The organism is Asticcacaulis currens (assembly GCF_028550395.1).
GTDB lineage: Bacteria > Pseudomonadota > Alphaproteobacteria > Caulobacterales > Caulobacteraceae > Asticcacaulis > Asticcacaulis currens.
On record NZ_JAQQKW010000004.1, the window covers coordinates 271,846 to 283,551 of the forward strand.

The window sequence follows — 11,706 nt, forward strand, 5'->3', positions numbered from 1 at the left end:
TGCCTGGCGATGCAAACGTCTCAACACTGGATGGAGAAAATGGCAATGGGCGACTGCTGGCTAATCAACGCACGCGGAAAACGGCGAAAGCACAGACGCCTCCAGACGCAGAAATCCCCTTGCGCATAATTTGTTCGCCTCTTCGCACCCTCTCATTGACGCAACCTGCTGGGCGACACCCCGAGGCTCCCATGAAGGACCCAACGCCACTTTGGCATTTTCAAGAAAAGAAAGTTTGTAACCGATGCGCCTCTTTTCCAAATTTGCAGCCGCTATACTCTGCTCTGGCTGTTGTCTCAGCGCCGCCACGACAGCTGCTGCCGATGATCTTATTGTGAGCGTAAAGAATGTCAGGTCTTCGAAGGGGCAGATTTCCGCACAGTTATTAAAGGCGAACCCCGACAGGGGCGTTGCAGAAGCCTTTTCAGGTGCGAAAGTAGCCGCGGTGGCGCCGGAGACCGAGCTTCATTTCAAAGACCTTCCGCCAGGCGACTACTGCATCATGTTATTCCATGACGAAAATGAAAACGGCACAATGGATAAAAACCTCTTGGGCATTCCCTCCGAAGGCTATGGCTTCTCGAACAATGCTCGTGGGAGCTTTGGGCCGCCAAAATTTAGTCAAATGAAATTCACTGTCGTTGCTGGAAAAGTTGCAAATACCTCCGTTACTATTGCTTACTAAATCTGGAGGTTCGCGCCATGAGACGCAGAGAATTCTTGGCCGCTACAGGTGCAGTACTTGCCAGCGGCACCCCTTTATATGGGCAAACACCCGACGATACACTGACACAGTTCAAGCAAGCCTATGCCAATGCACCTTGGCTGGCTGGCTTTGTCAGCGCGACAGATGATCGCCCATATCGGTTTCTAGAAACGGAAGGGAAATGGCCGGCGTCGCTTTCCGGGGTATTCTACCGCAATGGCCCTGCACGACATGAATTGGGTGGACAGCGGTATCACCATTTTTTTGACAGCGATGGCATGGTGCATCGGTATGCGATTAAGGATGGGAAAATCAGGTACAACGCCCGATTTGTCCGCACGCAAAAATACAAGGAAGAAACAGCAGCCGGTAGACTTCTTTACGATACCGCAGGGACACTTACGGGCGGACCGGGAGTCGTCAAGTCACCCGATAGCGTCAACGCGGCCAATATTAATTTGCTAGCTGCAGGCAGGGAGCTTTGGGCACTTTGGGAGGCGGGAAGCCCTTACGCTCTTGATCCTGAAACCCTCGAGACGCAGGGCGTCGTTTCGCTATCTCCGGAACTTGCCGGCGCCCCCTTTTCAGCCCATCCCCGTCACGGTGCCGACGGTCGGATATGGAATTTTGGCGTCTTTGGAAACCGAATGGCGCTTTACAGATTAACCGCGTCAGCCCGACTAGAAGCCTTTAAGGTGATCGAAATTGACCCCGTCGGGATGGTCCACGATTTCTTCCTAACAGAAAAATCGATGGTAATTGTTCTTCCTTCTTCCGATTTGACGGCCGACGGGGAAAGCTATTTCGGTTCGATCCGCCATCGCCCAGATAAGGCTATGCAGGTTCTAATCGTCGACCGGGAAACGCTAAACGTCGTACGCCGGTCTGAACTGCCTAGCGGTTTTTGGTTTCATGGCGGCAACGCATGGGAAGGCCGCGACGGCATCCTTCATTTTGACATTAACCTCTTACCTGATGCCCGCGCTTTACAGTCCTTTCGAGATGTGATGCGGGGCCGCAGGATCGTAAACCCTTGGGACATAGGCACGACTACGCGTTTCAGTCTGCATGCAAATGGGCGCTTTGAGAGCGCGTCAATACCTGGTGAGGCCGAGTTTCCAAGGATTGATCCGCGCGTCTCTAGCCGACAGTACAGATTTGTCTTTACTGCCGAACGATCCAACGCAATTTCGCATTGGTTTGATGCGGTTCGGCGAGTCGATCTCACAACGGGGGCCGTTGACAGATACGGGTATGGTAGCGACTACCTCGTGGAAGAACACGTCTTTATTCCGAGGTCTGGCTCAACACGGGAGGGCGATGGCTGGTTGCTGGGAACGGCGCTTCACTGGCCGACGCGGCGCACTTGCCTAAGCCTTTTTGATGCAGCCAACATTTCCAATGGCCCAGCGGCGTGCGCATGGTTGCCGGTCGCCGCGCCCTTGGGCCTGCACGGCCAGTTTATTCCGACATCTATCTGAGAGCTCCAATGAAAAGGCAGAACCCCTTCTGTGCTTCCCTTTGTGCGTTTGCGTGGATGATAGCCACGCCCAGTGAAGCCCAACTTCCCGCCGATGCTTGGCGATCCCTACCAGGGGATGTAGCCGGCCCTTTGACGGAGGTCATGGTGTTGGGAACCCCACACCTCCATCAGATACCTTCGAAAATAGAAGGGGAGATGTTATCCCCTTTGCTGAATGGACTCGCCGTTTACTCGCCCAACATCGTGGCCACGGAAGTTCTTACTGGCGAAGACTGTCTACGCGTAAAATTTTATAAACTTAAATACGATGGCGTTTCGACGGACTACTGCGTTCGGCAAGAAGCCATTATAAAGCTTACTTCGCTTACTACAGGTTTGAACGTTCCCGACGCTGAAGAAGAAGCAGAGCGGTTGCTGAAATCCTGGCCCGATTTGCCCACAGGTTCCGACCGTCGGCACCTGGCTGCGGTGTTCGGTGCTGCAGGTGACTATGGATCCGCTCTTGTTCAATGGGCAAGACTTCCCAAGGCTGAACGGGTTAGCGATCGCTTCATTAGCGACGAGATGGTTGCGTTTTTGAACCGTCTTCTGGAAGATCAGAACGAGGTCTCGCAGATAGCGGTGCCACTGGCCGCCCGACTAGGACTAGAGCGCTTGCACCCCTCAGATGATCATACGGCTGACAGCATCCTGAATTCAGCTCCCGATGAACTGACATCAGCGATCCAGAGCCTATGGAAGCAACCCGATGCCTATAGTGCTGAATATAGACGACGAATTGCCTCTCTCCACTCAGCACAAGATTTGCTCTCCCTTTACTCGTTTCTCAACAGCACCGACGGCCAGGAGGGCGTGATTAATGGTGAATGGCGCGGCGCACTGCGCCAGCGCTCAGATGATCTACTTGGACGACAGTATGTTGCGTGGTGGGAAACCCGAAACCTCCGAATGGCGGCTAACATTCGGGCCAGTTTTGGAAATCACCCAGGCGCTCGGGTGATAATGATTGTCGGCGCTTCACACAAACCTTACCTTGAGAGGTACATATCACTCATGCACGACGTAGTCGTAACAGACGTAACATCCTATCTGGATAAACAGTCCAAATTTCATTGAAAACGCAAGCGTAAGCCCAACCCGTGTTTTATGGCGGCCTGAAAAGTTCGAAAATGCTGTGTTTTGATACACGGGGTATGAACTTCTATGGCTACGCCTATGCATGCGACTCGCTTTTGAGGTTCGGTGCGAGACCCCCAAAAAGACCCCCAATACGCCCGGATGCGGGCGGAACGGGTCGGACTTCGGCGGACCTCACTGAGGCCCTAAACTATCAATTTTATGGGACTTTTTTCAACGCGACATACACTCCCGGAGGGTGAAATGGTGCTGAAGCCGGAACGAAGAGTTTTTTTTACGTCATTGAAAATAAACACAAACTCAATTGTAACAATTCTTGGAAACCCCAAAATAGACCCCCCAAATTTTTGCAGAAATGGGGACAGCGCAGGGAATCGAACCCGCGCCAAGTACCTTATTTATTTTCATTTTTTTAACGTCTTAGTCACCCACAGTGGCGGTATTATATTAGCGGAAAAATTCGGTTAAAAAGCCTTTGGTCGGCCGAGATTCGGTTACATTGACGTTATCCCGTGCTCAACACAGCCAAACCAATTGGTTCGAATGAGGGCAATACGACCAACTAGCTGAAACAGGTTCCGTCCTATCCGACGGGCGAACCACCCGCGGAGACAGGGCAGATCAGTTGGAGAGCATGTGAAACCCGTCGCGATGCTGAGGACCGACTATGGCATGGACACGGTCACGGAAATGCCGTCATGGCGGCCAAATCGACTCCGGGAAATACAGTCCCGCATGCGCGGAGTGAGGGCCGGTTTGAAATGACAGGCCCCTACCCCAATCTGGCTCCCAAGCCCCCCAATGAGCTCCCATCGGAAACCGTTAGGAATCGTGGCCCCGGGCGATCGCTATCCGCCCCTGGATCCAAGCCGTCACCTCCCCTTCGACCCATCCGACAGTGCGTCCACCGAGTCCAACCGGCCTAGGAAACTCTCCGTCCCTTATACGCTCATAAACTGTAGGGCGACTAAGGCCCGTGAGCGCCTTCACCTCGGGCAATCGGACGATTCTCATCGGTGACGGTGTTTGCAATGCAGCGTTTTCATGTTTCGCGGTAACAGCCATTGCTGCCTCCCGTTCTTGAAGAGTAGTCAACGCATCATGCCTGGAAGCATAGCAATGTGTAGAGGCCAGCGGAGACTTTGCGGCAGGGTACAACATACCGTGGCTCCGCCATCAAGTAAGCGGCTCTTTACACCGCTGACGTGAACCAGAAAAGCGTGGCGAAAGTGGCTATGAAGAAAGTCGACACACATACCATTATCAGACGAAAAGTGTCTAACCCAAGTGTCCAACTCACTTCAACGGCCAAAAAAGACAGAAAGACAATATTTTTTGAGAAAAATTGGTAGGCGCGGAGGTTTTGGCAATAACAAAAGAATATAAAAGGTTAGACACACATTCAATAATGGCGCCAGCACAGGCAAATCAACGACTTCCTTAACGGTGCGTCTACATCGTCAGCCTATCAGTGACCTGATGGGATGGACTGCTCCCGCTCACGGCATCTGAGCGCCACACTTTGACTGTCGAAGATCACAACACTGGAGAGCCATCCGTCCCACCAGGTCACAATCTGCGAGAACGAACTCTAAGCAGGATCAATTCCAAGGGGCAACGTCGTGATAGCTACATCCGTAGATATAACGGGTGCTCGATCAGCATATCCCGTGCGCTCTTGATCCAGCTGAATATGAAGGAATCCCGATTTGCACAAAAGCACTTCAACTTTACATCTAATCCCCTTCTAGGGAGAAGGCGCATCAAACGATGCTAATAAAGAGATCCAAAAACATGGTAATCACGTAGTAAGGAAGCTATCCGAACTGTAGATCAGCGAAACACTTATCGGAAACAGCATAGTTATGAGCCTGTTCTGGGGATATAAAAAATGACTTTTTCAATTTTACAATTCCTAGCTTTCTATCCCCACCCTTCACAACGTACTTGTATTCTGCTTGAGCGTACAAAACCAAATTTCTTTCATTATATTCCCGTGCGAGCGCTTTGATGTTGTTATAAGCGATAACATCATTTTTTGTAGGGATTATCTCAAATCCTGCGTCACATGCTTTGCTATTGAGAAAAACTTTTTGTCCGAAAACATTAACAACACCTTCAATATCTACAAATCCTGGATAGTAATCAAACGTCCTATTTGCGAACCTCACATCCTTTGGTGCAATAACACCTAGTCCACACAGGACCAAGACTACAATAGGTATAGATAACAGCCATGCTTTTTTCATCACCAACATGCCTCATCTTTCTGATTAATTTTGCAAACAGATGCCGCGCTTTTTTCAGCCCCCTCCTCTACATTCAAAGACGCTGCGGTATCAGGGACATTCTTTTCAAGAAAACTCTTTTGCGCGGTGTAAGCGGCAAGTTCATCCTGGTACACTGACGATTTGTAAGGCCTACCACCATCACAGATTAGATTACCATACGCTAGCCTCCGATACAAATGGTAACCCTCGTGAATGACAACAGCTCCTCTAGAAGAGAAGGTGCCTCTCAGGGGTCCCTGACCCTTTGTCCTTCCGTAGAGGCTGTTTTTAAATGTTACAGTGACGTTTCCATTCACTACGTCTGAAGTCAGCCCTTGAGTACCACGTCCTAAATCAGCAAATTTGACCGAAACTCCATTTTTGACACCTGCTGCACCATAGGCATTAACAACCTGTTCTATGTAACCTCTCTGCTTTTTTGTTAATCCGTCGCCTTGAAGAGCTGCGCGCAGTGTAGATAGATCCTTTTCAAGATCTTCACATTTTTTGGATCCGGAGTCTGTACAAGTATAGAGCCCACTTGGATCACTTTTATTAACTGGATCTCCGCCAACATATGTATAAAGATCTAAATCATCATCGCCACCTACCGGGTCAGTTTGTTAAAAGCGTCCCTGGATGGGGTCGTAGACGCGGGCTTTGTAGTAGTAGAGTTGCGCCTCCGGTAGCACCGTCTGACCTGTGTAGCGGAAACGGCTCCCTGCGAAGCTGGTCTGGTTCAGTGCATTCTTCGGCTCACCATAGGGACCGTACTTGTAGACGTCCGTGACTGCACCGCTGCCATTGGCCAGGGCGAAGATAGAGCCCTGGTAGTTGGCGTAAAGGTAGCTCGTGTTCAACGATGTGACATCAGAGCCATTGACCTCGGCCCAGGGATCGTCGGTCCCGATGCCGTGCAGATAGCGCTTCTGCATCTGCCCTGCGCCGTTATACTCTGCAATCAGCTTCACGCCATCATAAAGGAAGGTGGTCGTCGCGCCATTGACAGTGTAGCTCGCCAGACGACCTTCCGGGTCATAGGTCATCTGAAGGTTCTGGCCATTACCCGTGAGGGTCAGCATGCGGTTGTAGAGGTCGTACGTCATCTGATGCGCCCCATCATTGGTCATATTGGAGCCGGCTCAGGTTCGCCTGAGCCCTATAGATTCGCCAGCCGGTACCAGAGGGCTTCAAGGCCCGGCAGCACGCGCTCTATGGATTCGCGATTACGCAGCCACTTGTCGGCCGCAGGCGCCGTATGGGTATGGCGCGACAGCGGCAGGGGGGCAGCCGTGCGGGCCTGAAGTGCCGCATCAAATGACACGCCGGCAAAGTCGCACAGGCGGCGCGTGACGCCCGCCGGATCGGCGAGAAAATCGTGGTAGGCGACCGCGGTCCAATCTTCATCCGGCAGGGACTGAAGATCATCGAGCGCGATCTGGTTGGCGCTGCGCCACTGCCAGGCGGCGACCGTCTCCAGCGGGGCCCCGCTCATCATCTGCCAGCCGGGGGGCAGAAGCAGCGACCACGGCCCCTCCCAGCCCGGAAGGGTGCGATAGGTGACCCAGCCCCCGGCCTTCCACGCCTCCATGATCGAGCTGACGTTCTCGCGCGGATCGCGCCACAGGAAGATGAAGCGCGCATCGGGGAAGACCCGTTTCAGGAAGGGGATACGCAAAGCGTTTTTGGGCGTCTTCTCCAGCAGCGGCGCGCCCTCAGAAGGGGATGTCCCTTGCGGACCCCGCCGCCGGTTAGAGGCTATTTCCCGGATGGCCGCGATCAGGTCAGGCGTCGCCTCGGCCGCCCCCAGCCGGTTGGAATCCATCCCCGGCGCGCCGGGACGTAAGTCCGCGTGATCCTCGATCAGCCAGTGGGCTTCGCCGCCAAAGCTGTTGAAGCCGGGCGTCGCGGCCAGCGTCTCATAGAGCAGGGTGCTGCCCGATCGCGGCGCGGCAATGATAAAGACGGGGCGGTCCAGCGGCCCCTTAGCCTTTGACCGCACCCCAGCCGGGGCGCGTGGCTGCGGTTCGGCCACCAGGTGTTGCAGGACGCGCTTTTCGAGCACCAGCCGGGCGCTGGCCCCATTGGTGCGCATGACCAGTCCCTCGGACAACTCACCCGCCCTGACCTGAACCGCCGTCGCCAGATGCCGGAAGGCGTCAAGCCCCTCGCCCGACGTGCCGTGCAGGGCGCACAGTTGCCGCCAGTCGAATACAAAGTTTTCCAGCAGGGTATGGAAGGCCTCGCCTTGCGTCTGCGTCGTTGTGGCCACCAGCTCGCCGCGTAAATCCTCAACCAGCCCCTGCACCTCGGCGGCGGGCATGACGGCCGCGCGCTCATTGGTTTCGGTCAGCAACGGCATCTGCGCCTGCGGGTCGAAGGCAACGCGCGGCCACTGATCGCGCGGCGGTGTTGCGGCCGTGGCAAATTGCCAGAAGGCCGCCGTTCCGGTCGTGTCGGCCACCAGATGGATGCGCGGGTGGTCCGCACGATTTTCCACGTGGTGCCGCCGCCAGTTGTCGAAAATCCACGCCTCGCCTGCGCCCATATGCGCGGCCTCGCCGTCGCAGTGAAAGCGCACTTCGGGGCGGGTAAAAACCGGTATGTGCAGCCGCACGCGGGTGTGCCAGTGATAGTTGATGTCGGCGTGTTCGGGCACGCCGGTACCGGGATCGAGACGCATCAGGCGCGAGCGGCTCCACACAACACCAAACCCGGCAAGGACCTGCTTCAGATAGGGCATGGCCTCCAGCCACGGCGTCGGGCGCATCGTGCCGTGCACGGCATCAGTCTCCTGCCCCTCGGCACTGATCAGGCGCACGGCGCTGTTGCCCGGTACCCGGTCCGGATGCGGCACAAAGGCCTGCGGCGGCAAGGCGGCGACCTCGGCCTGCAAACGCGCCACATCGAACAGGACGGGCAACTGATAGAAGGGACGCGACAGACGCATCGGCTACTCCCGATATCGGTTTACGGCATCACCCAGCGCGGCGCGCAGATCACCCAGCCACGGCGCATAGGCCTGCCATTGGGTAAGGCCGTCACGGCTTAAGGGCTGACGCACCTGTTCGGAACTGGGGGTGCGGATGCTGCGTTGCGTCTCGTGAAAACGCAGGCAGGCGGCATCGAACGGCAGGCCGCAATAGTCGAGCAGACGCCGCACCCCGCCCTCCAGATCTTCGACCAGATCCTCGTAAGACACGCGCAGGACGCGACCCGGCAGCACCGTGTCCCAGTGGCGCATCAGCTCCAGACAGGTGCGATAGTAGCGGCCAATATCCTGTGCGTCGTAGGTAAATTCCTGATTGGTGGTGCCGAACAACTGCTTGAGATTACTGAAACCGCAAGCCATCGGTTCGCGGCGTACTTCGATGATCTTCGCCCTGGGCAGGATGAGCTGGATCAGACCGATATGCCAGATATTGTTGGGCATCTTGTCAAGAAACACCGGTCGCCCCAGCCGCCGGTAGGTGCGCGTCTCTGACAGATACCGCGCCCCAAGCGCCTGCGCCTCGGTCTTGCTGAGCCGTAACAGGGCTTCGGGCTCAAGCGGCAGGCCGCATTCCGGATCACGCCCGCAGCGTTCGGCCACGTAACGGCTGATCTCGGTCAGCTCCTGCGTCCCCTCGACCTGCGGGTGCGAGGCCAGTATCTGCTCGATCAGGGTCGAGCCCGAACGCGGCAGGCCGATAATGAAGATGGGGTCGGCGTCGTCAACGCCGAAGCCCGCCCGGTCACGGAACACCTCTGCCGTGAAGACCGTGCGCAGACGCTGCGCACACGCCTCGGCCACCTCCGGCCGCCAGCGGCTCAGCGTCCGCCGCAGGGCATTGCCGCGTTCATAGTGCGCCCAGGAGGCGGCATAGTCGCCGCGATCCTCATACGCCTTGCCCAGAGCGAAGTTGAGATAGATGCGATCCATCGCTTGCGTATCCGGCCGCGCTTCGGCGGCGCGCAGGCGAGCCATATCGGCCTCGGAGAACCGATAGGTCTTGAGATTGGCCAGGCTGAACCACGCCACGCCATTATCGGGCCGCGCGACAAGCGAGGCCTGATAGTCGGCAATCGCCTCCGCCTGACGCCCCGTGACCTTCAGCGCATTGGCCCGCCACAGGCGCAGGTCGGCGGCCTCTGCTCCCACAGCGGGCGTCGTGGCCAGCAACCGTGCATAGAGGTCGATGACCGGCTCATGATCGCCCAGCGCCACAGAAGCCGCGCCATAGTGTTTGAGATAGTCGCGATTATCCGGCTCAATACGCAGCAGGTGCAGGGCCTCCTGCCGCGCCGCCAGAGGCTTCTGAAGGTGCAGCAGCACCATGCCGTAGTCGAAACGCGCCGCGTGATAGTCGGGCGCCAGTTCCAACACCTGCGCCAGCAGCGCCTCGGCCTCTTCGGACGCGCCGCGCTCAAAGCAGATACGCGCCAGAAGACGCAAGGCCCCGACATTGTCGTCCGCCTGTTCCAGATAGGCCCGCAGCACCTCTTCGGCCGGCTCCAGATCGCCGTCGGCATAGAGGCTGTTGGCCACGACGATTTCCGGCGGCAGTTGGCGCAACGTCTCCAGATGCCGCTCGGCGGCGTCCGCCTGTGTCTTGTCGCCCCTCAGGCGGTAAAGCTGCGCCAGCATATCCCAACTGGTCGGCAGGGTCGCATTGAGCGCCACGGCCTGACGCAGGGCGTCGATGGCCGCCGGGGCATTGCCCAATTGAATCTGACAGTGACCGCGTTCCTGATAAAGGCGGCTGAAACGCGGATAGAGGGCTTCCAACTGTGACAGGGCGTGCAGGGCGTCGGACAGCCGCTGTTGCGCACGCAGGGTCTGCGCGTCGCGCAGGCGACGGTCACGCTCGGCCATTGTGCTCATCACGCGCCACCGCGCAAAAAGGGCTCAAGCCATGCCGGGTCCGGCTGGTCGGCGTCATAATATTCAAAGATCAGATGGATGCGATCGCAGTCGCCCGTATTGCGCACCCAGTGCGGCCCCAGATTATCGACCTCGACGGCTTCGCCCACCGCAAAATGGCACTCCGCCCCACCGAAAAAGGAGATGACGCCGGGATTTGTGGTCAGGGGCACATGAATCTTGTGCGGCCATTTGGCAGCGGGATTGGCGTCGATATGCGGCTGGATGACGCCGCCCACCGGCATACGCGCCAGCATGATGCGCGGAAAGACGCCGCGCGCATAGCCATAGTCGCGCACCGCCGCTGCAAGCACCGGCTCAAGCTGCGCGCGCCAGCCCGCCCATAGCGGCCGGTCGTGCGACCCGCGCCAGTCGCGCGGACTATCGACAAAGCGAAAGACGATGTGACGGGTGTCTTCCAACACGCCGAACTTGTTGGGCTTGGCCGCATTTTCCGCTGCCCACACGGCTTCGGGAATGCCCAGAACGGCCTCGGTCAGGGCCGCCACATCGACCTTCCCGAGCGCGCGCACACCCGTCGTCTTGCGCGGATTGGCAGCGGGTTCGCTCATCTCAGGCCTTCGAACGTGTAGCCAAACAGGTCAATATCCAAAGCGTAGCGCGCGGCTACGGCGTCTTGCAAGCTCTGGTCATAATAGTGGCGATAATCCCCGTGACGACTGCCGTTGACGCGGTCGAGCGGGCGGGTGGCCAGGCCGATCTGCGCACAGATGGCGTCATAGGAGCCCTGCATGTCTTCGACGCGTCCGACGCGGTCGGTCAGAAGGGTGCGTCCGTCCGCATCGACCAGCAGGGCCGACTGCGGCTGAAAGAGGATATGCCCCTCCGGCGGTGCGACAAACAGGAAGTGGTGCATCACGTCGCGAGGTCGTTGCGCAAAGACGTCGCTGTCGCGCGTCATGAAGGCGCAATAGGAGACGAAACGGTCGAACGGATTGCGCACAAAGGCGAATTTGAAATAGGCGGCAAAGGCCTCTTCGCCCAGATAGGGGCGGACCTGTTGCAGGGACAGATGGCCGTGACGAATGGCGGCCAGATCATCCCACGGAAAGCGCTTGTTGACGAACAGGCCCACCTGTTCGACATCCTCATCCCCCATCTGCTCGCGCAGGGCCTGCCGCACGGAATGGGTGCCGGTCTTCGGGACGGCGGCGAAGACGAAGCGGTGACGGTGAGAGACGATCAT

Annotated in this window: 10 protein-coding genes; 3 read left to right on the forward strand and 7 right to left on the reverse strand. The window is 57.1% G+C overall.

The features are described 5' to 3' along the window. The first annotated feature begins 244 nt into the window (after window positions 1-244). The 3 genes from PQU94_RS08805 (at window position 245) to PQU94_RS08815 (ending at window position 3,305) form a co-directional block, all read left to right on the forward strand. Window positions 245-685 (forward strand): DUF2141 domain-containing protein, encoded by a 441-nt coding sequence (locus PQU94_RS08805; protein ID WP_272741091.1) that lies wholly within the window; start codon window positions 245-247, stop codon window positions 683-685. 17 nt (window positions 686-702) lie between these two features. Next, a complete protein-coding gene (locus PQU94_RS08810; protein ID WP_272741092.1) occupies window positions 703-2,187 on the forward strand; it encodes a carotenoid oxygenase family protein in 1,485 nt (494 codons plus the stop codon). Between the two features lie 209 nt (window positions 2,188-2,396). Continuing rightward, window positions 2,397-3,305 carry a DUF5694 domain-containing protein gene (locus PQU94_RS08815; RefSeq protein ID WP_272741093.1) on the forward strand — a complete coding sequence of 303 codons (909 nt, stop codon included), beginning with the start codon at window positions 2,397-2,399 and terminating at the stop codon, window positions 3,303-3,305. An 843-nt stretch (window positions 3,306-4,148) separates the two neighbouring features. Here PQU94_RS08815 and PQU94_RS18200 read toward each other — a convergent pair. From PQU94_RS18200 to PQU94_RS08855, 7 genes are all read right to left on the reverse strand, one after another. Further along, complete coding sequence (locus PQU94_RS18200; RefSeq protein ID WP_368407069.1) at window positions 4,149-4,487, reverse strand: helix-turn-helix transcriptional regulator; 339 nt, start codon at window positions 4,485-4,487, stop codon at window positions 4,149-4,151. 656 nt (window positions 4,488-5,143) lie between these two features. Then, a complete protein-coding gene (locus PQU94_RS08825; protein ID WP_272741094.1) occupies window positions 5,144-5,584 on the reverse strand; it encodes a hypothetical protein in 441 nt (146 codons plus the stop codon). Window positions 5,585-6,219: 635 nt separating this feature from the next. Continuing rightward, window positions 6,220-6,702: an RHS repeat-associated core domain-containing protein gene (locus PQU94_RS08830; RefSeq protein WP_272741095.1), complete on the reverse strand. Its 483-nt coding sequence runs from the start codon at window positions 6,700-6,702 to the stop codon at window positions 6,220-6,222. Window positions 6,703-6,755: 53 nt separating this feature from the next. Beyond that, complete coding sequence (locus tag PQU94_RS18205) at window positions 6,756-8,546, reverse strand: sulfotransferase (protein WP_368407070.1); 1,791 nt, start codon at window positions 8,544-8,546, stop codon at window positions 6,756-6,758. 3 nt (window positions 8,547-8,549) lie between these two features. After that, window positions 8,550-10,460, reverse strand: a complete 1,911-nt coding sequence (locus PQU94_RS08845; protein WP_272741096.1) for a tetratricopeptide repeat-containing sulfotransferase family protein — start codon at window positions 10,458-10,460, stop codon at window positions 8,550-8,552. Then, window positions 10,460-11,071, reverse strand: a complete 612-nt coding sequence (locus tag PQU94_RS08850; protein ID WP_272741097.1) for an aspartyl/asparaginyl beta-hydroxylase domain-containing protein — start codon at window positions 11,069-11,071, stop codon at window positions 10,460-10,462. The genes PQU94_RS08845 and PQU94_RS08850 overlap by 1 nt, the downstream gene beginning before the upstream one ends. Beyond that, window positions 11,068-11,706 carry a sulfotransferase family 2 domain-containing protein gene (locus PQU94_RS08855; protein WP_272741098.1) on the reverse strand — a complete coding sequence of 213 codons (639 nt, stop codon included), beginning with the start codon at window positions 11,704-11,706 and terminating at the stop codon, window positions 11,068-11,070. The genes PQU94_RS08850 and PQU94_RS08855 overlap by 4 nt, the downstream gene beginning before the upstream one ends.

Bases quoted from the DNA above. Each gene is read 5' to 3' on its own strand.
- PQU94_RS08805 (WP_272741091.1), top strand. From the start codon at position 245: ATGCGCCTCTTTTCCAAATTTGCAGCCGCTATACTCTGCTCTGGCTGT.
- PQU94_RS08810 (WP_272741092.1), top strand. From the start codon at position 703: ATGAGACGCAGAGAATTCTTGGCCGCTACAGGTGCAGTACTTGCCAGC.
- PQU94_RS18200 (WP_368407069.1), bottom strand. From the start codon at position 4,487: ATGTTGTACCCTGCCGCAAAGTCTCCGCTGGCCTCTACACATTGCTAT.
- PQU94_RS08825 (WP_272741094.1), bottom strand. From the start codon at position 5,584: ATGTTGGTGATGAAAAAAGCATGGCTGTTATCTATACCTATTGTAGTC.
- PQU94_RS08830 (WP_272741095.1), bottom strand. From the start codon at position 6,702: ATGACGTACGACCTCTACAACCGCATGCTGACCCTCACGGGTAATGGC.
- PQU94_RS18205 (WP_368407070.1), bottom strand. From the start codon at position 8,546: ATGCGTCTGTCGCGTCCCTTCTATCAGTTGCCCGTCCTGTTCGATGTG.
- PQU94_RS08845 (WP_272741096.1), bottom strand. From the start codon at position 10,460: ATGAGCACAATGGCCGAGCGTGACCGTCGCCTGCGCGACGCGCAGACC.
- PQU94_RS08850 (WP_272741097.1), bottom strand. From the start codon at position 11,071: ATGAGCGAACCCGCTGCCAATCCGCGCAAGACGACGGGTGTGCGCGCG.
- PQU94_RS08855 (WP_272741098.1), bottom strand. From the start codon at position 11,706: ATGATCGTCTCTCACCGTCACCGCTTCGTCTTCGCCGCCGTCCCGAAG.